At 68.9% G+C, this 21,602-nt stretch carries 19 protein-coding genes; 3 read left to right on the top strand and 16 right to left on the bottom strand.

Features of this window, described 5'->3' with window-relative positions:
- Nucleotides 1-10: 10 nt before the first annotated feature.
- The 8 genes from fxlM to ACWDRB_RS47820 form a co-directional block, all read right to left on the bottom strand.
- The gene (gene fxlM / locus ACWDRB_RS47855) at nt 11-1,309 is read right to left on the bottom strand and encodes a methyltransferase, FxLD system (protein WP_449905771.1); all 1,299 of its coding nucleotides are present in this window, start codon (nt 1,307-1,309) and stop codon (nt 11-13) included.
- A gap of 35 nt (nt 1,310-1,344) precedes the next feature.
- Complete coding sequence (locus tag ACWDRB_RS47850; RefSeq protein ID WP_449905769.1) at nt 1,345-3,681, bottom strand: Helicase associated domain protein; 2,337 nt, start codon at nt 3,679-3,681, stop codon at nt 1,345-1,347.
- Nucleotides 3,682-3,886: 205 nt separating this feature from the next.
- Nucleotides 3,887-5,026, bottom strand: a complete 1,140-nt coding sequence (locus tag ACWDRB_RS47845; protein WP_449905767.1) for a methyltransferase — start codon at nt 5,024-5,026, stop codon at nt 3,887-3,889.
- On the bottom strand, nt 5,023-5,961 hold the full coding sequence (locus ACWDRB_RS47840; RefSeq protein WP_449905765.1) for an ABC transporter substrate-binding protein: 939 nt from the start codon (nt 5,959-5,961) through the stop codon (nt 5,023-5,025). Before ACWDRB_RS47840 ends, ACWDRB_RS47845 begins: the two co-directional genes overlap by 4 nt.
- A 229-nt stretch (nt 5,962-6,190) precedes the next feature.
- Complete coding sequence (locus ACWDRB_RS47835; RefSeq protein WP_449905763.1) at nt 6,191-6,367, bottom strand: hypothetical protein; 177 nt, start codon at nt 6,365-6,367, stop codon at nt 6,191-6,193.
- A 282-nt stretch (nt 6,368-6,649) separates the two neighbouring features.
- The gene (locus ACWDRB_RS47830) at nt 6,650-7,504 is read right to left on the bottom strand and encodes an SAM-dependent methyltransferase (protein WP_449905761.1); all 855 of its coding nucleotides are present in this window, start codon (nt 7,502-7,504) and stop codon (nt 6,650-6,652) included.
- Nucleotides 7,501-7,791, bottom strand: coding sequence for a hypothetical protein (locus ACWDRB_RS47825; RefSeq protein WP_449905759.1), 291 nt, complete (start codon nt 7,789-7,791; stop codon nt 7,501-7,503). Before ACWDRB_RS47825 ends, ACWDRB_RS47830 begins: the two co-directional genes overlap by 4 nt.
- Before the next feature lie 240 nt (nt 7,792-8,031).
- A complete protein-coding gene (locus ACWDRB_RS47820; protein WP_449905757.1) occupies nt 8,032-8,412 on the bottom strand; it encodes a hypothetical protein in 381 nt (126 codons plus the stop codon).
- A 960-nt stretch (nt 8,413-9,372) separates the two neighbouring features.
- Between ACWDRB_RS47820 and ACWDRB_RS47815 the strand changes: the two genes are divergently transcribed.
- From ACWDRB_RS47815 to ACWDRB_RS47805, 3 genes are all read left to right on the top strand, one after another.
- Nucleotides 9,373-10,707 carry an XRE family transcriptional regulator gene (locus tag ACWDRB_RS47815; RefSeq protein WP_449905755.1) on the top strand — a complete coding sequence of 445 codons (1,335 nt, stop codon included), beginning with the start codon at nt 9,373-9,375 and terminating at the stop codon, nt 10,705-10,707.
- The gene (locus ACWDRB_RS47810) at nt 10,704-11,240 is read left to right on the top strand and encodes a flavoprotein (RefSeq protein WP_449905753.1); all 537 of its coding nucleotides are present in this window, start codon (nt 10,704-10,706) and stop codon (nt 11,238-11,240) included. Before ACWDRB_RS47815 ends, ACWDRB_RS47810 begins: the two co-directional genes overlap by 4 nt.
- Nucleotides 11,241-11,532: 292 nt before the next feature.
- A complete protein-coding gene (locus ACWDRB_RS47805) occupies nt 11,533-12,990 on the top strand; it encodes a helix-turn-helix domain-containing protein (protein WP_449905751.1) in 1,458 nt (485 codons plus the stop codon).
- A 58-nt stretch (nt 12,991-13,048) separates the two neighbouring features.
- Here ACWDRB_RS47805 and ACWDRB_RS47800 read toward each other — a convergent pair whose 3' ends face one another.
- The 8 genes from ACWDRB_RS47800 to ACWDRB_RS47765 form a co-directional block, all read right to left on the bottom strand.
- On the bottom strand, nt 13,049-13,903 hold the full coding sequence (locus ACWDRB_RS47800; RefSeq protein WP_449905749.1) for a phosphotransferase family protein: 855 nt from the start codon (nt 13,901-13,903) through the stop codon (nt 13,049-13,051).
- A 511-nt stretch (nt 13,904-14,414) separates the two neighbouring features.
- Nucleotides 14,415-14,864 (bottom strand): hypothetical protein, encoded by a 450-nt coding sequence (locus ACWDRB_RS47795; RefSeq protein WP_449905747.1) that lies wholly within the window; start codon nt 14,862-14,864, stop codon nt 14,415-14,417.
- A gap of 15 nt (nt 14,865-14,879) precedes the next feature.
- A complete protein-coding gene (locus tag ACWDRB_RS47790; protein WP_449905745.1) occupies nt 14,880-16,202 on the bottom strand; it encodes an ISL3 family transposase in 1,323 nt (440 codons plus the stop codon).
- A 1,141-nt stretch (nt 16,203-17,343) separates the two neighbouring features.
- Nucleotides 17,344-17,721, bottom strand: coding sequence for a hypothetical protein (locus ACWDRB_RS47785; protein ID WP_449905743.1), 378 nt, complete (start codon nt 17,719-17,721; stop codon nt 17,344-17,346).
- Nucleotide 17,722: 1 nt separating this feature from the next.
- Nucleotides 17,723-17,998: a hypothetical protein gene (locus ACWDRB_RS47780; protein WP_449905741.1), complete on the bottom strand. Its 276-nt coding sequence runs from the start codon at nt 17,996-17,998 to the stop codon at nt 17,723-17,725.
- A 76-nt stretch (nt 17,999-18,074) separates the two neighbouring features.
- Nucleotides 18,075-18,983: a hypothetical protein gene (locus ACWDRB_RS47775; RefSeq protein WP_449905739.1), complete on the bottom strand. Its 909-nt coding sequence runs from the start codon at nt 18,981-18,983 to the stop codon at nt 18,075-18,077.
- 151 nt (nt 18,984-19,134) lie between these two features.
- Nucleotides 19,135-20,019 (bottom strand): SAM-dependent methyltransferase, encoded by an 885-nt coding sequence (locus tag ACWDRB_RS47770; protein ID WP_449905862.1) that lies wholly within the window; start codon nt 20,017-20,019, stop codon nt 19,135-19,137.
- Between the two features lie 378 nt (nt 20,020-20,397).
- Nucleotides 20,398-21,564: a helix-turn-helix domain-containing protein gene (locus tag ACWDRB_RS47765; RefSeq protein ID WP_449905859.1), complete on the bottom strand. Its 1,167-nt coding sequence runs from the start codon at nt 21,562-21,564 to the stop codon at nt 20,398-20,400.
- Nucleotides 21,565-21,602 lie beyond the last annotated feature (38 nt).

Here is a 21,602-nt window from a genome sequence, read left to right as displayed (position 1 = left end):
CACGCGTGGGTCATTCCCAGTCGATCACGAGTCGGCTGTTCGGCCGGTCGAAGACGAACTGGCCGTCGATCTGCTTGCAGGCGTCGGCGCGTTGCAGATCGATCCGCACGGAGTTCTGGCGGTACTCCCGCGCCCACAGGCAGATCGCATCGGCCACGCAGGTGGCCAGGCTGTAGCCGTCGCGGCCGTGCCCGACGACGCCGATCTCGTACATCAATTCGCTGGCAGCAGTGGTGGTGTGGGTGGGCCGCAGAGTGATGTAAGCGAGGTCGCCAGCGCCGGGGACGGCCATGGCACCCCACTCGAACGGCGGCGTGATCGTCGCGGTGGTGATCGCGTCCGTGGTCGCCGTCATGCGTGACAGGCCCGCCTCCATGGCGCACGCGAGGTACAGGTGGAGCAGCTCGATGCTGTCGGTGTCCCTGGGGATGCGCACGCCTGTCCACACGTCGCTGCGCTTGCGATCCAGGACACCGAGGAGGTCGGCCGCGTCGACCTGCTGGTCCTGGTGGAGGTGGAGGATGACCGTGTAGGTCTCGTTCAGTGCCGCCAGGCGCAGGGGGTCGTCGGCGATCCGGTCCTGTGGCGGCGTGAACGCGGCCGTGTCGGAGTATTGCGCGGTCCAGTGGTCGTTGGTGCGGTCGAATCCGATGAGGCGGTACATGCTGCCGCGCAGGCGCAGCGGCATGACCAGGCGGCCGTTCGGTGAGATCTGCGGTAGCCAGGCCGGTGGCACGTCCCAGGTGGCGTCGGAGGTGATCAGCCGGTCGTATGGAGCGCCGTCGGCGTAGCCGGCGGCCGCCTGGCTGCTGACGACGCGGATGGTGCTGGAGCCGGTCTCGGCCAGGCTGGCGATGGCTGTGCGGACGAGGTCGGCGTCGGTGTTCACGGTTGTCACGTGGCCGTGCTCGCCGACCAGGTGGGCGAGCAGGGCGGCGGGGTAGCCGGTGGTGGCGCCGATGTCCAGGACCCGCATGCCGGGCTGTACCTGTGCCTGTTCGAGCAGGGCGGCGGCGACGGCCGGCTCAGCGGTGATGGAGCTGGTTGCGGTGGAGTCGGCTGCGGTGTGCGCGGGCATGATCGCGTAGGCCTGCTCCAGCGGCACGCCGGGCGCGAACGGGTGGCGGGGCACGGTGCGTAGCGCGTCCTGCACTGCCGGGGTCCGGACGATCCCCTGCTGGCGGAGCCGGTCGGCGAAGGCGCTGCGCATCCGCTGGATCGTCTGGCCGGTGTCGTGGCTGGTCTCGCCGGCGGCAGCGCCGCTCGGGACGGTCGTCGGGATGCTCGGCGTGGTGTTTTGTGCGGTCATGATGACCTCTTTCGGTGGTGGGCCATTTCTGGCGCTTAGCGGGTCCAGGAAGAGGACTGCGGGGATGGCCGGGCCCAGTTGGGGTCCAGCGCATCGAGCACGGCACGTTGCTGGGCCGTGAGGGGACGGTAAAAGGAGGACGAGCGCCAACGGTTCAGCCGCCTGCCGAGGGGGTAGCCGTCGCTGGTGACGTAGCGGGCGACCGGGCGGAGATGGCCGTGCTCGTTGACGTAGGCGGTGGCGGCGGCCACGGCTGCTTCCCAGTCGGCCTGGTGCGCTTTCGCAGCCTCCTGGCGCGGCTTCCAGATCATGTTCAGCGCGTCCAGACGCTGCCGCTTCCCTCCGGGGAGGCCGTCTCCGGCGGCCCGCATGGTCCGGATCCACAGGCCCAGCCGGATGCCGTCCGGGGTGATGTAGGCGATGGGAACCTTGAGGTGGCCGTGCTCGCGGTGGAAGGCTGCCGCGGCGGCGTAGTTGCATTCCCACGCGCTCGGGCCGTCGTTGATCTTCACGCCCAGCATGTCGAGTTCGGAGCGCTGCTTGGCCGTCAGCGCCTTGCGTCCGCTGTGCAGGCGGCTGGCCCACACGCCCAGGCGGAACCCGTCTGCGGTGACGTACGCGTAGGGCACGTCGGCGTGGCCGTGCTGGCGGTGGTAGGCGGCAAGCGCGCCATACTGGCGTTTCCACTCGGCCTCGCGCACGCTCCAGGCCATGGCGATCGCGTCCAGCAGCGTGATCCGTTCGGGCCGCAGGTGGCCCCGCGTGCGCTGGGCGCGCTGGGTGATCAGCCACTTGCCCACGCGCAGCCCGGTCGGGCTCACCCACTCCTCGGGAATCAGGAGGTCACCGTGGGCCTCGGCGTAGGCGCAGGCGGCCCCGTAGTACTCCTCCCACGAAGCGGTCGCGGACTCGACGATGCCGACCGTGATCTGTTCGGCGAACGCTTGCGGCGCGTCGGCGCCGCCGTCGATGGTCAGCCAGCGGATCGGCCGCGGCCGGCTGTCGCCGCGGCCGCGAGCGCGGCGCCGCTGATCGACGTCGGCGGCCACCTCGTCGTCATGGCTGCGCAGCGCGCGGACCACCTCCCACACGGGGGCATAGTCGGAGCCGTCCATGGCCGCGGCCAGATCGGCGTCCGGGTCGGCCATGAGCGGCACGATGATTGTGGCCACCTTGTCCGGGCGGTCGCCGGGACGCAGGGCCCGTCCGATGGCCTGGGCGATGTCCACGGTGGAGCGGCGTGGGTCGGCGAACAGCACCGCGTCCACGGGCCGCACGTCGACGCCCTCGGACAGCATCCTCGCCGACGACAGCACCGCCAGCCCGCCGGCGACTCCGTCGGCGAGCCGTTGCAGCCGCTGGCGGCGCACCGCGGCGCTCTGCTCATAGCGGATGTGGCCGGCCCACAGCGCGGCGGGCCGCGCGTCGGCGGCCACCAGGCCGGCGACTTCGGGCAGCGTTGTGGCGAAGTGCTGGGCGTCGTTGTTGGTGGTGTGGAAGGTGATGGCGCGGCCGACGCCGTACGTGGCCGCGGCGCGCAGCATCGCGATCTGCGCGGCGAGCATCCGGGCCGCGATCTTCTTCCCGCGTACGTGCACGGCGGCGCGGCCGTGGGTCTGGTCGGTGATCGCGCGTATCTGCGCGTCGCTCACCAGCGACACCACCAGGCGGTACGGGACGACCAGCCCAAGGTCTCGGGCGGTTCCGTATCCCAGCCGGTAGACCGTCGGCCCATACACGGCTTCGTCGTCCATGCCCACCACGCCGGCCTCCCGGCGGGCGCCGACGAGCTTGCGCGGGGTGGCCGTCATGTACAGGCGTTTCCTGGCCGGCAGATAGGTGTTGTCGTGAACCCGCCGCCATTGCAGCCCGGACACCGTCCGGTGGGCTTCGTCAGCGATCAGGATGTCCACCGGCGGCATGGCGTGCTCGTGATGGGCTCGGCTCAGCGTCGCCACGCTGGCGTACGTGGACAGCACCGTCACCGGGCCGGGTTGCGACGCCGCTGCCGCGATCACGGCCGGATCGGTGGTGACGCGGACATGCAGGGCCTGCAGCTCCTCGACACCGGCTCGTTCGGCGGCATCGTAGTCGGAGCAGACCACCAAGACGGTGCCCAAGGCGGCATCGCCGAGGGTAAGGCGGTACTCGCGCAGCAGTTGGGCGAGCAGCATCACGGTCGGCGCCAGCACCAGGCGCAGCCCGTTCGCGGCGAGGGCCGCCGCGACGGCGGCGCCGATGCGGGTCTTGCCGGTGCCGCACGACAGCACCTGGGTGGCGCGGTCGCCGTCGGCGAAGGCCTTGAGGGCGTGCTCGACCGCTTCGAGCTGGTGCGGCCGCAGCCGGTCGGTCCACGTGTCGGACGAGGTCATGGCTTTCCGCGTGGGAGAGGTGGGAGGGGCGGTCGTCAGGGTGCGAGCTGCGAGGCTGCGCTGGAAGAGCGGCAGCCTCGCAGCCCGTTCCGCCCCGGCCGGACCACCGCCAGTCCAGCGGCCCGGGGCGGGTCGGCTGCGAGCTCGCCTCAGCTCGCAGCGTGGAGCAGGGCGGCGAATCCTCCGGATTCACCGCCGGAGCTCTTTACTGGTCTGCCAGCCGGGCGACCATGAGGGTCTGCCCGCACGGCAGCGGGTTGGTCCTTCGGATGCGCAGCCCGGCCTGCCGCGTCAGGCGGTAGTAGTCATCGGAGACGCGCACCCCGTCTCCAGGGAACAGCGCGAGCATCCGGATGTCGGTGCTGTACCAGCGGCTGCGTGCGCCTGGCAGCCTCGGCAACATGCCTTCGGCGATCCACAGCTCCGCAACGTCGCTGGCGCGCGCCATCGCATCGGCCACCATGGTGAACAGGTCGGCGACCTGCTCGTCGGAGTAGTTGTGGCAGACCGATGACAGCAGGTAGATCTGCGCGCCGTCGGGGATGGTGTCGAAGAAATCTCCGGGGGCGAGTTGGACGCGGTCGGCCAGTCCGTTGTGGGCCAGGCGGTCGTGCGCGCGAGCCAGGACGTCTTCGCGGTCGGCGAGGATTCCCCGCAGGTGCGGATGCGCCTGCATGATGGCGGCGAGGACGCCGCCGAGGCCGCCTCCCAGATCGGCGACCGTCCGTGCCTTGGCGAAGTCGTCGAACGCCGCCAGGTCCTGGCCGAGGGCGGTGCTGCGGGCGTCCATGAACTTGTCGAACTCGGTGCCCAGCTCGGTGTTGTGCGCGAGGTAGTCGTAGGGCGACAGGCCACGGCCCGACCACGTGGGGTGGCCACGGCGGACGGCCTCCGTCAGGTCGCCGGTGGCCTCCCACCAGTAGGACGAGCCGGTGACCAGAACGGCGTGACGCATGGACGGCTGAGCAGCGGCGGTGAGGACCTGGCCCAGTTCGGTCAGCTGGTAGCGCTCGCCGTAGGTGGCGACGAAGTCGCGGCTGTGCAGCCAGCGCATCAGCCGGCGCATCGCGTCAGGGTCGGCTTCGCAGGCGTTGGCCAGTTCGTCGCTGGTCAGTTGGTCGCTGGCCAGATACTCGAAGATGCCGAGGTCGACCGCGGCGTGCAGGGCCATGAAGTCCGGTACGCCGTCCATCATGAACTGGACCAGTTCGGCCGCGGGGATGTCGAGTTCGTCGAGCAGGTGGGCGGGGACGGTGGTGGAGCGTCGCCGCTGCGGCAGCGCGGGTGTCGTCTCCAGGTCGTTGCGGGGTTCCTGCGTGTCGGTGGACGGGTCGGTGGCGGTCATGGAAGCTCCTGCTGAAGTCGGCTGGGGGATGGCGGCGGCGGGAGCGTCGAAGCGGCCGGTGTGGCTGGCAGTGGGGGCTCGGGTATCAGCAGGTTGCCGGCGTCGACGGTGCCTTCCTTGATGTAGCCGTACTCCGCCATGAGGTCGATGACTCTCTGGATCCTGCTCTTGGCGAGGCCGAGGGGGAAGGTGCCGATGACGATGGTCGTGGCCGCCTTCTTGTCGATCTTGGTGTAGGTCGGCAGCAGGTTCGTGACGAGCTGCCGGTCATTGGCGACGTCGCGCTGGGCGCGCAGCATGGCGCGTTGGAAGGCTCGGACGGTGGCGGGGTTGCTCTTGGCGAACTTGCCGGACGTGGCCCACCCGGCGATGGGCAGGTTTTCGGTCTGGCCTTCCATCATGTCTGCGAGCTTGCGGCCGCCCTGCATGGCGTAGGCGGTGATGAAGGGCTCGGTCATCCACGCCGCGTCGATCCGCCCGTACTCCAAGGCACTGATCATGTCCGTCACGGGCATCTCGGAGACGCTCACGTCCTTCTTCGTGAGACCGTAGATTTTCAGCGCGGCTTCGACGGTGAGGGTGCCGACCGAGTTCAGGGTCAGCACTGAAACGTGCTTGCCTCGTAGGTCGCCGACGGACTGGATGGGGCTCTTCTGGGGGACCATGAGGACGAATGCGCCCTTGATCGCCTGGTAGGCGTCCGAGACGAGTTTGATCGTGCCGGGCTCGCGGGCCTCATCCTGGATGGCGGCCACGTGATTCATGATCGAGAAGTCCAGTGCGCCGCTCTTGAGCTTGGGCAGGGCGATGCCGCCGCCTTGGACGATCTCTTTCTGAACGCGGAGGCCTTCGGCCGCGAAGTAGCCCTTCTGCTCGGCTACGAAGAGGGGGGCGCAGTCCGGGATGGTCATGATGCCGACGTTGATGGTCGTCACGTTGCCGGTGTTCTGCTTGGAAGGGGTCGCGGAGCTTCCGCACCCCCCGATGGCCACAATTAGTAGCGAGGCTAAAACTGTGCGTAACAGTCGCATGCGTCGTTGATTTCTCTGAGGGGATGAATCGAACTTCAGGCGCCCGGGGCGCTGGGTGCGCTCACAGGCGCTTCGGGCCAGCCGCTGACACCTGCGCCGCCCAGCGGGCACCGTGGGTGTTGGCTGGAAGCCGTCATGGCGCCTCGGACAGTTCCTCGGCCGACCGCTCCGGAAGGCCACACCCACCGTTTGCGGTGCTCGAGGAGCCCTTAGCCGCCGCCGCGTAGGACGCCGCCCAGGTGGCGGCGTTTCCGTAGCGCTGCCTCAGCTCCTTCTCCATCAGGTTGAGGGCGATGATGATGGCATCCATGGCGGCGGTTCTCCTTTCCGAGTGGCGGATGTGGAAGCGCGATCGCGTCGCACGCCTGCGCCACTCGCCCGGGCGGAGCGGTGATCCGCTGATCCGGGCGGGTCGTGCGAGGGAGTCGCGCAGGGCGGGGCTGCGCGACGGATTCGGGCCGCGAGGCAGGCGAAGGTGTGCGGCCTGCCTGCCTCGCGGCCGGTGGGAGCGCGGCGGCGGCTCGGCGCCGGCTCCGCGGGGGTGTGGCACGGCTTTGGGCGGGGTTTGGGGCGCGTGCCACGTGAGGTCTGATCATGCCGCCGCTGCTCCTGCCGGGCTGGGCTTGCGTGGAGGCGGGATGGCGATACCGCCGACGACCTTGGCCCGCGTCGCGTTGTTCTTCGCCTCGTCTGCGTGGGTGCGCCACTCCGCGACGGGAACGAGCCCGGGCGGCTCCCATTCCCACCCCGGCAGGAGGGCGACGATGCGCTTCTCGTCGCGCGGGGTCAGGGGCGCGTTCGTCCCCTTGTAGAGCTGCGTGCTTGCTCTCAGCTGGTTGTCCGTGAGCCCTTCGGGGCTGACATGTGACAGCACCAGCCGGCTCTTGTCCGCCAGCTTCTGGGCGAGCACGTCGTAGATTGCCGCCACTTCCGCGTCGTCTTCGATGAAGTGCGTCAGTGCCACGGTCAGCATGGCGACGGGCTGGTCGAAGTCGATCCGTCTCGTGACCTCGGGCATGAGAAGGACAGACTGGACGTCGCGCACGTCCGCCTGGATCATGACGCTGTTGCCGTCGTAGGCCAGCAGCGCGCGCCCGTGCACGCACACCATGGGGTCGGTGTCCACGTAGACGGTGCGGGAGTCGGGGTTGACCCCTTGCGCGATCTCGTGCACGTTCTTCGCTGTCGGCAGCCCGGACCCAAAATCGATGAACTGGTGGATGCCGGACTTGGCCAGCGCTCGTACGGCGCGGCCCAGGAATCTCCGGTTGGCTTGGGCGACCAACCGCACCTCCGGCACTTGCTTGGCGACCAGTTCCGCCTGCTCCCGGTCGGCGGCGAAATTGTCCTTGCCGCCGAGGAAGTAGTCGTACATGCGGGCCACGTTGGGGATGTTGGGGTTGACGCCCTCGGGCGCCTTCTCGACCTGTGCGGCAGCGGCGTTCATCGTTGCTCCGGCCTGGGCGGGCAGTGGCACGAGGGACAGGCGTGGCCGATGACCAACGGGGCGAGGAGGTCGTTGCTGCGCAGGCTTGTCGGTGGCGTCGCCCCGGCTCCGGCCGTGTTCGAGGGCAGGCGGCCGGTGTCCACGCGCCACTGCAGTCCGGGCGGCTGGAGCGGCAGTCCCTTGAGCGCCAGGAGGAGGTCCAGGGTGAGCGCTTCAGGGTGGCCGGTCGGTATGAGCAGGTCGCCGCTGGATGTCCACGCCTGTCCATGATCGGCCGACCAGTACACGCGGGCTCGGGAAGACTCGCCCGGCGTCCACGCGCGGCCGGCAGCGCGGAAGCCGCCGTAGCCGGGCGCCGCGTTCGATGCGACGGCAGCGGTATTGCGGACGGCGGTTGCGGCGCCGCCAGAAGGCAATGCGCATGGCACTGCCGCGGCAGCCGATGCTCGTCTACTGTTCGTCATTGTCGGATCTCCTACATCCGATGGGGCTGGGTTACGCCGCTGCGGTGGCGTGACCCAGTTCGTTTACTGTCCAGGGCGCCGTATGGCGGGGGCCTGGTTGCGCAGGTGGCCGCGGACGAAATGGAGCTCGCCGCCTGCGGCGCGGATTCGCTGCTCACGTCCGGCACGGAGCGGCGTAGGCCCGAGATGCGCGGGCGACGGCATCACCACGCCCACGACCTCGGGGATGGCGAGGACATCGAGCAGCGCGGTGAACGCGATCGGCGGCTGGCCGCACGCGGGTCGGACGCGTTCGGTGCACACCGCTGCCAGCAGCAGGCCGTGCTGAAGGCAGTAGTCCTCCAACGCGGCCCGAAGACCGGTCGCCTTTCTCGTCGGCACCCCGATGAGCCGGAGATAACCGCATACGACACGGTGTGGGGTGCGCTGTTCGACAGGCGTCATGGTGCATCCCCCAAGGTGTCGACGGAGTTTTGCCTGGTGAGAGGTGCGTGCATTGATGATGCAGCTCCTCTTCTGATCCGGGGAGAGGAGCGGTGCTGCAGTTCCGTTGCAGGTTGCTGCAGGTCCCCTACGTCTCACAGGGCGTGGCCGCCTCGGACAAGATTGACGGCGCCGCCCCTCCACCGTCGGCTCCCCCATCTGCCCGTCGCGCACGACGGTTAGATAATGGGATTTGCGGAAGTCCACAAGCGACCGGACGAGGCACCGCGACGCCCGCGATCTCGCGCATGGCGATAACGCCGAGCGGTGGCACGGATCCTTTTCGAGGTGCGGCCGCAGTGGCTCTGTCAGTCATTGTTGCTGCAGCCGACCGAGGGCAAATCTCGGCAGGTGCCGCGGGCGGGCCGCGGTTGACGTACCTGCGCAGAGTGGCGCCGTCGGCAGGGATAGTGCCTGGAGTCCCCTGCCAGGCTGCGCAAGAGATAATCACGCTGCCCTCCGAATCCGATCCGAATCTCGTGCTGGCCACAGGCGCGCTGCCCAGCTTTTTTGTGGCCGTTTCAACCTTTCCATTAAAGCGCGATTAACGCGCGTATTGAAAGGTTATTCGCACTGGGCAATGCGGAAGGATGCGGAAGAATGCAGGAATAAATGCGAAAGGATTGCTCCTCAATGTTTCCGCGTTTCTTCCGTACGGAGCGGACGGCGCTTCCGGCGACGGGGCTGACACGACCGTCGGCGAGGTCCGACTGCTGGACATGGCCCATCCCTGGCAAGCGGGGGGCGTGGAAGACCTCCCTGTGCGATCGAGCGGGGTAGCGACAGCCGCCGAGTTCGGCAGTGCCATGGTGGTGGGCGGCCGAACGGAAGAAGATGGAAGCGCAGTGTTTCCGACTTCTTCCGGGACGAGAGGTGGCCATGGGTGAGGCCGTGCCGACGTGGGCTCGACGGTTGCGGAGGTTGCGCGAAGACCACTTCGTCGACACCCGGGAGTTCATCAGCCGTCTGTACGAGGTCGCCGACAAGAGCCTCAAGCTGCCCAGCCGAGCCACCATGGAACGCAACCTGCGCAGCTGGGAGTCCGGTACGACGCCTCGCGGCTACTACAAGAAGCTCCTGGCCACGGCTCTGGGCATCACCGTGCGGGAACTTTTCGGAAGCGAGCAGCCGCGGGCGAGCGCCACCGTCGACGACATGGCTCTACCATCAAGCGGAGCGGATGCCGACGGTCGCGCACCCTGGCTGCCCCAGCCACCACACCTCGCCGGCGACCTCGCCGAGCTCGGAGGAACTGCCCTGTTCCAAGCCCTCGTCGGTCCGCCGGCGCCGCCGGACGACGGGCAAGAACTGGAGCGCCTGGCCGCGGCCTTGGTCGGCATCTCCCCGGTGCAGGACGGGCAGATGGATCTGGCGGCCTTCGCGAGCCGCGTTGCGGCGGTCCGCCGCCAGTTCCAACGGTCTCAGTATCGGCAGGTCATCGGCGCGTTGTCCGTCCTGCTACCGCTCGCCGATCACGCCTGTGACACCTTGGACGGCGATGAGCGGCTGCTCGCCCATGCGCTAGCGTCGCAGGTCTACCACGTCGCGGGATCGGTGCTGCTCAAGCAGGAGGACCAAGGGCTGGCGTGGCTTGCCGCCGACCGGAGTGTCCGAGCGGCGCAGGCGAGCGGAAACGCGCTGGCCCTCGGGGCGAGCACGCGCGTGATCGCACGGGCGCTCATGGACGGCCAGCACCATCAAGTCGCGGCCGATACAGCGCGTACCGCTGCCGAGCGCATGGACTCCGAACTTGAACAGCCGTCCGCTGAAGAATTGTCGGTGTACGGCTCGCTGCTGCTGTGCGGAGCGGTCGCGGCGGCTCACCTCGGGCAGCGGCACGTCGTCGGGGATTTCCTCGACGAAGCCGAGCAGGCGGCTCAGCGGCTCGGCCATGACGGCAATCACGAGTGGACGGCGTTCGGACCGGCCAACGTGCGATGCCATCGTGTCAACGTGGCGTTGCGTCTCGGTGACGCCGGCACCGCGATCGACCACGCTCGCCATGTCGCACTCGAGCAGCTGCCCACGCCGGAGCGCCGGGGCACTGTCTTGATCGACACCGCCGAGGCGTTCTACATGTGGGGCAAACACGACCGGGCGCTGCACGTGCTGCGGGTCGCAGAGGAAATCGCTCCCCAGGAGGTGACCAGCCGACCGGCCGCGCTGCGGCTGGTGCGCGACATCGCCGTCACCGCGCCGCCCACCGTGCGCCGCGCTGCCCAGGAGTACGCCACCCTGCTCGGTGTCCCGGCATGACGGACCACGGCAAGACGCTGTACATCGTCGTGTGCGCCGCCGGAGCGGCCCGAGACGTCGGCCGCCTGGTCGGCCACGCGCTGAACGCCGGGTGGACGGTTCAGATCATCGCCACACCGGCGGCGCTGGATTTCATCGACGTGGCCGCCCTGGAGGAGCAGACCGGCCAGCCGGTCCGTAGCCAGTACCGCAAGCCCCACGAGCCTCGCCCGCCGCGAGCCGACGCCATCATCGTCGCCTCGGCGACGTTCAACACCATCAACAAGTTCGCCGGCGGAATCGCGGACACCTACGCGCTCGGGCTGCTCGCCGAAGCGCCAGGGCTGGGAATCCCTGTGGTCGTGTTGCCCTTCGTCAACAGTGCCTTCGCCGCCCGGGCGCCGTTGCGTCGAAGCATCGACAGCTTGCGTGCTGAGGGAGTCACGGTGCTGATCGGTCCCGGCCAGTTCGAGCCGCACCCGCCCGGCAGCGGCGATGACCAGCTGAAGGACTACCCGTGGGCGCTGGCGTTGGAGGCCATCGAGCGCGTCTGAGCCAGTAGGTGCCCCGGCGGGCTTCCTGCGCGCTGTGGACCTGACCTGCGTGGGGTCGGCCTGAGCGCAGTCGGCAGGAACGGACGTGGCGGGCACGCCGAGCGAGTCGGCGCACCGGCCCCCAGTGGCGATCGTTGTGGGCGATGGCCTTCCGACGCCGGGGGGAAGCTGGCGCGAGCTGGGTCTTCGAGGGACGAAGGGTGATACGGGCCTGAGGATGTCGCCTGGCGGGTGATGCAGTTCCGTTGCAGGTTTCTGCAGTTCGGCGTCTGCGCGTGTTTCCATAGGGGGTGTGGCGACGGTCGTGGAGTGGACGGGCGCAGAAGCCGCCGCGCTGCGCAAGGCGTTGCGGCTGAGCGTTCGCGCCTTCGCCGACTTCGTAGGCGTAGCCGTGCGTACGGTGGCCTACTGGGAAGACCTGGGGGCGCTCACGCGCCCGAAGCAGGACACCCAGGCACTTCTTGACGTGGCGCTGCGTCGCGCCGACGACGATGCGCACCGCCGGCTTGAATCGCTTCTGACCGCCCTGGGCCGGTCGCAGTCGCTGTCGTCCGGCGGCAGCGTGGAGCGCGTGAAGATCGGCCAGCCGGCACCGGGGCGCGGTTCTACGCCGGGCGGCAGCGCCTTCGCGGCCGCTGGCGGAGGGCTGGACTTCCTCACCTCGCGAGGCGACATGCTCGCCGCAGCGCAGATGCTGTGGCTGAGTGACCTCGACCAAGCGGAGTGGTTGCGAATCGATGAGGTGCCTGCGTCGATGCTGCTGGCGCCGATGGGCAGGTGGCTGGTTGCTCTGCCGCCCGCTCCAGCGGGGCAGGTGAATCGGACCCGTCACGTTACCGCCGCCGATGTCGAGGGGGTGCGCGCCACCGTCCGCCGATTCGAAGCTCTCGATCATCGCTACGGCGGCGGGCATGCCCGCAAGGCGGCGGTGCTGTTCTTGCAGGGAGAAGTTGCGTCGCTGCTGCACGGCTCCTACACCGACCGGGTCGGCCTGCAGTTGTTCGCCGTGGCGGCCCAGCTGACGTACAAGACCGGCGCGATGGCGTACGACCTGGCCCTGCACGCGACCGCTCGGCGGTACTTCCTGCAGGCGCTCAATCTCGCCCACGCGGCCGACGATCGGCCGCTGGGCGGCAAGGTCCTCGCCTTGGCCTCCCATCAGGCCAACTTCGTCGGCGAGTACCAGGAGGCGGTCGATCTGGCCCGGGCCGCCAAGTACGGCGCCGCCGGCCGGGCGACGCCGACCGTGCACGCGATGTACTGCGCGATGGAGGCGCGTGCGCTGGCCAGCCTCGGTGACCGGCGCAACTGTTACGCCGCCTTGGCAGAGGCCGAGCGGGCGTTCGCGCAGCGGCGCGAGGGAGAAGATCCCGACTGGATCGGCTATTTCGACGAGGCGGAATTCCACGACGAGTTCGGCCATTGTTTCGCGGCCCTGCGGGACACGCGCGAGGCCCTCGTTCACACCGAGCTGGCACTCTCCGAGTCGAGTGCCACCTACCGGCGTTCGCGGACGTTCTGCCGCCTCATTCAAGCCGGCGTTCACGTCACCTCGCCCAAGCCCCGAAGGTGCGACGTGGAACAGGCGTGCGCGACCGCCACCACGGCGCTGGCCATGGCCGGCGAGCTGAAGTCGAAGAGAGTCCACACCTACGTCGATCGGTTCAACGCCCTGCTCGCCCCTTACGCGCGCGAGCCGATCGTGGCCGACTTCCGGGAACAATGGCACGACGCCCTCGTGCCCGTGTAGCGCCCCGAGACTCGCGGTGCGCCGCTGTCGCCGCGGCGCGGGCCACCTGCAGGACCAGTCAGGTGCCCGGCATCCACGGACGGTGAGGACCCCCCGGGTCGCGCAGCGTCGCGATGCGGTTGAGCGCCTCCGGAATCAGCCGCGGCTCCCGGCCGGTGCGGCCCGCCAGCCAGGTCGTCATCCTCAGCTGCCGCACCCTGGCCAGCGTGGCGAACCCTTCCCACTGCGTGATGTCGGCGCCGTACGCGTCAACAAAAGCGCCGTACTCGGCGGCGGTGTACCAGCCCACGACGTGGTAGTTCGCTACGACGACCAGGTCCCATTCGACGGGGCCGATGGCGAACCGTTCGAGGTCCAACATGACGGCGTGGCCGTCGGAGCTGCGGACGAGGTTCTTCCTGTGCGGGTCGCCGTGGATGGCGCGCGGCGCATGAGCAAACGGCAGGGCGGCGTACGCGGCCCGCAGCTCCTCCAGGAGGTCCAGCAGGAAGCGCCGGTTGCGCTCGTCCAGGCCGGCGGCGTCGCGGATGTGGGAATCCTGGCGGTAGAACGGGTCGAACGCGGGCAGCATGCCGTTGGGCGGGGCGGGGAGCGCATGCAGGCGGCGCAGCAGCGCGCCGATGTCGGCTGGCCGCCCCTGCTGCGGGTCGGGGATCTCCTCCCAGAACGTGATCACCCGGCCGTCACTCAGCACCGGCTGTTTCGCCACCACGAAAGATGGCCGCACGGCAGGCAGATGATGCTCAGCGAGCCACGCGGCCACGCGAAGCTCCCGCTCGACCGATTCCAGTGCCGACATCCCCCATGCCACCCGGGCTACGATGCGTTCGTTGGGAAGCCTGAAGACGCCGTTGTCGCCGACGGGGCCGAGCAAGGTGGCGCCCGACCAGTTCAGTTCCTTCTGCTCGCACACGAGCCGAAGAGCGTGGAACGCAGCCGCTGCAGTAAAAGATGCGGCTTGGCCATCAGTCGTCATGGCCTGGGGCAAGGGGTGCTGAAGTTGGTCATCGCGTCAAGGATACGAGCGGGCCTACCATTGGCCGCAGGGTGGTCGACCAACAGGTACCGCAATCTGCCTACCTAGGGGGTCAGTTCCCACATAAGCCCAAGACCCACATTGGGATGATCTTGGTGACAAGGGCTGAGTGGCGGGCGTTCGTGCTGGCCGGGGCCGGGTGTTGCTACGGATAACGCCCTATTATCTGGGCATCGTTGATCGCGACCTGCGGCGACGGTTCCGATTGCTACGCGAAGCGGCCCTGTTATCTGTGGCAAGGGGAAGCGGTGGCCACCGTCGCGCAGCTGCCCGCTGGGAAGGGGCCCCTGAGCAGCAACCAATCCGTCAGCGGCGATAGCGGGTTTACACCAGCGGACCTACCGCTCGCCGAGCGTCGGTGTCCGGCGGGCGCCGGACACTCCCCCGCTCACTCCCGCCCCTCGGTCGGGCCCGAACCGGCGCCGTGGGCGAGCGCCGCGTGGGCGGCGTCCTCGGCGCTCCAGGCGGTGCGCACCTGGCCCAGTAGCGCGCCGTTGCGCTCAAATCCCGCCTTCGCCAGCCTCGCCATCTCGCGGCGCAAGGCGCGGCCAACACGGTCACAGATGGCGCTAGCCCCATCGCGAGCTTGGCGGGCACTGGCGATCCGGCCCGGATCGCCAGCGGCTGTCGCGGCGGCCAGCTCGGATTCCGCCTGCTCGTACCGCTCGTGTAGCGCCTGGTGCTCGGCGACGAGGTCGGCTACCCGGACGCGGGAGACGATGCTCTCGGCTTGGCTGATCGTCACGATCTCGTTCACCGCTTGATGTGCGGCGTCGGCCCGGTCGAGGAGCGCGTCAACCTCGGGTTGCCCGGTCCGGCGCCGGTCTGGATCCGCCATCACGGCTCTTCGAAGTTAAGCGGGGTTGAGGCAGCCGCGGCTTTTTCGTGTGGTGGCGCAGCGAGTGCGCAGTCGTTGTGATTCGGGGTTGCGGAAACCGTAGGCGTCACGGGCGACGGTCTTGATCACGCGGTTGGTCCCCTCGGAGCCCGCGTTGGTGATACCGGTCCGGATGAAGGCGAGGATCTGTGGCCACCAGGTCTCGATGGTGCTCGCCAGCCGTTCGAGTTCGGGCAGGCCGGAGGCTGCGCACCGATCGTAGAAACGGAACAGCCGGTCGGCGATCACGGTCCGGTCGGGGTGGGTGCGCGCCAGCGCGAGCACATCCAGCAGATCTTCCTTGGCATTCCACGCAGCCAGAATCGGCGCTCCGAGCCGTCTGGGCAGGGCCGTCAGATCGTCGAGCATCGGGTCGAGCTGCGAGCCGTGCATCCGGGCGGCCGAGCGCGTCAGCCGGTTGCGTAGCTCCCACTCCCGGTTGCCCTTACGGCCACGCCGCCCGCGCACCTGCACGGTCAGGCGCCGCCGGACCTCGGTGACAGCGGCGTTGGCCAACTGCACCACATGGAAGTGATCGACGACCAGGACCGCGTGCGGCAGCGCAGCCCGCACGGCCGCCTTGAAGATCGTGCACATGTCGATCGCGACGTGGGCCACCTGCTCCTTCCACTCCTGGCCACGTGCCTCCAGCCAGTCGACGACCGCCTGCATGGTGCGGCCCTCAACCTGGCCGAGCAGGCCCTGACCGTGGGACAGGTCCACGAACCCGACATGCCAGCGGTCCACCACCGCCTTCCACGCCTGCGCCGCCTCGTCATAGACCCAGCGGGGACGGCCACGGCGCGTCTCATCGATCCCCAGTACGGCGACCGGCTCCGGCTCGGCCGGCAGCACCCGCCCGGCATGGACGGTGAACGCCGCCGAGACCACCGGCCAGGACACACCGTGATCCCGTGCCGACTGCACGATCGTGCGACCGCCGTCGGCCACCGCCGCACCACTGGACCGGCGTAACCGCTGGGTCAGCCTCGCCCGTGCCGGGATCTGCGGCACCTGCTCGGTGAACGTCTTGCGCGGACAGGCAGCTGAACAGATCCAGCGCCTCTTACGCCACAGCAGCCGGCAGTGGCGGCCGGCGATCGGCAGATCCCGCGGCTGGGTGGTCACCCACTCCTTCATCCGGGTGGCCATCACCCCGCAGCCGGGGCACACCCGGGCCCGCTCGTCCATCGTCGCCAACCAGACGATCGGCCCCTCACCAGCGTGTTCATCTCTTGCGATGACCTCGACGACGACCAGGCCATCCAGGCCCAGCAACCGCGTCGTATCGTTGACCATGCTCGCGGCTCTTCTGTTGTGATCTTCTGCGTAGACAACAGAAATGATCGACGGGAGCCGCGAGCTCCCTCAAGAGGCGATCTCACCCCAGCCACGCGACCGGGGGCGGCAGGCAGGCCTCAACCCCGATCAAGTTCGAAGAGCCGCCATCACTGACCCGCTTCCCTATTATCCACTGAGTTTCGCCCCGGCCCAGAATCCGCAGATGGCGCCATTATTCACTGAGATCGTACTTTCTCTCAGTGGATAATTCGGCTTATCCAATGGGCTGCCGTCGTGGTCCGCTACCGCCACTGACCGATTGGTTGCTGCTCAGGGGCCGAGACGCTGCTGCGCGGGCGCGCATTGGACACGTCTGAGACTCACCAGCGCTCGGCGGTACGCCATGGCGCCTGGCTCAGTCTCGCCTACGTCCGCGCTGGCGATCTTGACCAGGCCGTGGCTACAGAGCATCTCGCGCTGCAGCGGCTGCCTACGTTACCTCGGTCCGCTGCGCCGCCCTCTTTGCCGAACTCCGATCCGAACTCGCGCCGCACGCCCATCGGGATCGCAATGTACGGAACCTGATCAACGAGGTGGATCAGCAGGTGCCGCGCTCGACACGGCGTTGAGCCGATCTACCTCAGCGCGGCCGGTCGGTGTACTGACTATTGCCGGAGGAGCTGTCGAGGCATTCTTGGGCGGCCGTGAGACGGGCCCTCGGGGGTAGGCCCCGTCTCACGGCCGCCGAGTCCGCCCCGGGAGTGGGCCCGGCACCCAGGGCGGGGAAGCGCTGCGAGCCCGGGGGCAGAGCCCACAGCGCCAAGGCTTGGTCACGCAGGGACGTATCGCCTGTGGGCCGCGCAGGTCGCCCCAACACACCGAGGCATGCATTCTGCGCCTATCAGCCGCCGCAGGCTAGGCAGCAGAGGCGCGACCGGCCACCGGCACGCGGCGGCCACGAGCATGAGCTCGGCACCCATCGGCCCCCACAAGTGCCATTCGCTGGCGGTCTTGAGTTGCACACGGCGGCGAGCCTGGCACCCCTCACACATCTGCAACGGATCCCGCGAGGTGAGCCGGGACACGGCCGCCGCCGTTGGCGGCAAACTCACCGCGGTGCCGATCCCCCACAGCAGAGCAAGAGCCTGAACCAAGGCCATCACGCAACCCTTTCTCTGAAAGGCCACCGGAATACGGCGGGGCTGGGCGAGCCTTTCGGGCGCAGGTTCACGGACGGCGTCTGAGGCAGGTGACGCTCGAGAATGCAGACGGACACGACGCCACCTGACCAGCGGAATCGCAGGCCACGGAACTGCCGTAGTCCGATGGCCGCCTGATGCTGGTGCCCCGCGGCGAGGGACTGCCACACCCCGACCGCATGGGCGTAAGTGCCTCTGCCGGTCTCCTCATCGCCGCGCACACCGCGCCGCAGTACGAAGAACGCGGCGTCCTTATGGCACAGCCGGAAGGCCTCACAGCAGGAGGCTTCGACCACCCGCCAATTAGTCTCCGGGATGTAGGGCTTCCAGTCATACATGTCACACCGCCCTCGTCCGCGCGGACAGGAGCGGGAGACGGCCCATCCGCCAGTCCGGCGGTGCGACACGATCCATCAGCATGAGGAGCTGGTCAGGGACGGCCGCCCGAAGGATGAGTCCGCCTGGGGGGCAGTCGCGTCCCTGGTAGTAGGCGATGAACTCACGCCCATGGAGGGCGTACTCCACGTGGAACCAGCCGCCCGCCGTTTGCTGGAGGTCCTGCAGATGCTCACGTGCGGCCTCGTCGGCAGCGGCATCGACCTCGCGGGCCAACATTGGCTATTTCTCCTTGAGGATGGTCGATAGGCGCAGGCCGGGCGCGGATACCGGATTGCGCCAGAGGTGCGTGGGGTCAGTTCCGGTCTAAGGCTGGCCGCAGGTGGGCTAGCCACTTGCGGCCAGCGTCGGCAAAGCGCGCCTCCAGGGGGCGCTGCATCTCGGGTCCCTGCCCGGCCTGGTGCAGCCGCGCCAGCGTCCACAACGCCGTCAGCGCTGCTGCCTGGGCGGCGGGCGCTTCCGCCCACGCGGGCGTGTCGGCCAGCACAGCCGCGGCCTGCTTGGCGCTGTGGCCGGCCTCGATGAGAAGGGGAGGAAGCAGGGCGAGGTCGAACCAGGCGGGGCCTCGCGCTGCCTGCGACCAGTCCACCGCGTAGACCAGGTCGTCCTTGATGCGCAGGTGGCGGGGGGTGAGGTTGCCGTGCACCAGGGTGTCGCCCTGTAGAGCGTCGGGGGTGAACTTGTGGAGCGCAGCATCGAATAGGTTGCGGTCGGGCAGCGGGGTGACCTGATCGTCGAGCGCTCGGCGCGCCATCGTCCGCAAGTCGGTGACACGCTCGACCACCGGCCGGGCCTCCTCCGGGGACGGGGTGAGCATCTTGCCTAGCCGCTCCATGGCGTCCAGCACGAGCGGCACGTCGAGCGAGTTCGGCGCCAGATACGCGTGCTCGGCATGGTCGTTGATGAGTTCCCAGGCCAGGACCAGCCAGCCGTCTGCGGCGGTGGCCCACTGCAGGCGCGGCGCAGGAGCATCCAGCGGCAGATGCAGGCTCGCCCACCGCTCCCGCTTGTAGAGCAGCGTGTTGGGGTTGCGGAGCGGGGTGGCCTTGAGGAACACGTCCTGCTCGGTGCCGTACAGGCGCAAGTAGACGCCCCGCCGGGAATTCCCGATGGCCACGACCTTGCGTACCGGGCCCGTGTGCCCTTGGACGATGACGCTACGAACGCTGGAGGGGATCCTCCCCCATTCGGAAAGGTCGTTCACTGTGCCTCCAGGGTGCGGTGAGATAGATGGCGGTCTCGCACCCCAGGGAGAGGAACAAGGCTCGTCTCTGGGGTGCGAGACCGTTGACGACACGAGCCGCCCGTGCCCGTTGGGGTTCCATGCCGCCAAGCGAGCGGCGCAGCGCGAGGTCTTATCGCGCCGCTGTGGGGCCCTGTCGTCGCGCCATCCACATGAGGAAATGCGGCGCATTCTTGGATGGCGGCTCCTCCGCGGCTGGCATGAAGTCGATCGTGCGGACGACGCCCGGCGGGAGAATCTCGAACCCGCTGGCCAGGGCCCTGATCTCCTCCTCGGTGCGGGGGTGGATGCGGATGCCGTGCGCGGCCTCGTTGGCGTCTTTGCCGCGAGCCAACATTTGCGGGTCGGCTCTGATGCTGGTCACGTGCGTGACGACCACAACGGTGCCCTCGGCGAGGCGCCCCCACAGGGCGGCCATGAGCTGGGCGGCTTCCCAATCGGTCAGGAAGTGCAGCACCGCGCCGAGCAGCACGACAACGGGCCGGTCGAGGTCCAGGTGCGTGGCGAGCACGGCGAGAACGTCGGTCGGATAGCGCAGGTCTACCTGCTCCGCCTGCGCAATGCCTCTCAGGAGTGCCCGGCCCGCCGTGATCGCGGTGATGTCCGAGTCGAGGAGCAGCCACCACGTTCCCGGTCGCTCGTGTGCGGCGACCGCCGCCAGGTCCGGGAGCTTACGGGCGTCCAAGCCTTGCATGGGTCGGCCGCCGCCAAGGTCGGCGAACTGGTCGAAGCCGGTGCGGGCGAGGTGGCGAACCGCCCTGATCAGCGCTTCGGCGTTCTCCTGGACGACGTCGTCCACCTGGTCGATGGTTCGGCGGAGCCCATCGACGGCTTCACGGTCTGCCGCGAACGCGTCGTTGGCGGAGCCTCTCAGCGCGGCGTACGTGCGGGAAGGCATGGCGGTGCACGAGTCGACGGTGCTCCCTGGTCCATCGCCTTTGGGGCGTTCTTCGGTCACGGGAGCCTCGGATGGGACCAGGTTGGATGCGTTCAGCATCTGGTTGTGGGCGGCGAGACGGTCGGCGGCCCTGCGCGGGTCTAGGGCGTAGGTGTGCAGGGGGCGGGGGCGCTCGCTGGCGGGGTCGGGCACCCGCCAGAACACATGGGCGCCGTCACAGCGAGCCACGAGCCCGGTGTTGAGGGATACGAGAGCGGCGCCGGAGCGAACGACATGAACATCGGTGTGGAGCTGATGCCTCGCGGCGAGGAGGCCGGCGAGGTGAAGTGCCATGCGTTCGGCGGCGCCCGTCCCTTCTACAGCAGTGATCGGGGTCACACTGTGACCGTAGGACTGGCGCCACCGTGCGTCATTGGTAGTTTGCGGTGCGGCGCTGCGGAAGTATCAAAACCGCAGGCCCAGCCTGGGTTTGGGCTGTCAGTAGGCGAGCCCCACAAGGTCGGCGAGTTGCCGCATCTGCGGCGTAAGCGTGCGTCGGCGGGACGTCACCCGCGACAGGATGTCACGCGCGTACCGCTGAGCCGGAAGCCATTCCGGAGCGACGTGCGCCAAGTCCTCAAGTACGTTCAACGCTTCGTCTTGGCGGCGGGTTGAGAGCAGAGCGGACGCGACGTCGAGCCTGTGCCGGTTCCTGCTGGCGGAGTGGGCGTGCAGCACGTCCGTGGGGATGCGCTCCGCGATGGACAGCACCTTGTCCGGTTCGTCCCGGATGGCCGCGTTCTCGGCGCGGATCATCGCCACGGTCACCGGGCCGAACGTCCTCGTCGTCGAGGTGTCGGAGACCGCCTCATGGCCGATCCTCGTGGCCGCCGCTCGTGCGAGGGTGATGGAGTCCTCCGCCTCCCCTGGCCGGTTGTCCCGGATCGCAGCCGTGCTCACGCCGAGCAGCAACCGACCCCACAAGGTGAGTTGCGCCGTGGTGGCGCGCGACAGCCTGGGCTCGATGTCGTCAGCCCAGCGCGTCGCCATGTTGCGCGCTTCATCGAGGCGGCCCTGCCGCAGATACAGCCAGACGAGCGTGTTGACGGCGGCTGCGGCGTCGAGCTGGTCGGTGGCGATGTCAACCGCCTGGTGCAGCGTCGGCTCGGCGTCGTTGAAGTTTCTGGTCTGGGTGAGGACCCAGCCGGTGGCGTTGAGGACCCGGGTACGGACGGCGCGGCCAGTCCCGTTGAGTGCTTCGGAGTCGCGCAGCAGCGGGGGCAGGAGGAGCGCGATCTCGCCGTACTGGTTGTCCGCCAGCAGCGGCCGCAGCTCTGTCAGCCCTTGCTGCACACCTTCCACGGTCGGCTGCTCGTCGGAAGGGTCGAACTGGCCGAGCAGCGCGCGCCGGGTCGGTTCCCACAGGTTCGACCGCGGCTGTTCGGTGGCTTCCTCGGCGTCGCCGGCAGTCCCGAGCAGGTCACTGGTCTTGACCCGGAGGGCGATGGCCAACCTGCGGACCGTCTCCAGGCGGGTGCCGTCGACGGCTTCCTGTTCCAACTTGGAGATGAGACTGAAGGAGACGCCGGAACTTCTGGCGAGGTCTCGCTGGCTCATGCCGCGCCGCTTTCTCATCGCGCGGAGTCGTGGAGCGAGACCGGGCATCGTGCTACCTTCGGGCATAGCCCTACTCCCTTACCTGG

The sequence above is a fragment of the Nonomuraea sp. NPDC003707 genome, from assembly GCF_053587055.1.
This window is presented reverse-complemented; position numbering and strand designations above follow the sequence as displayed.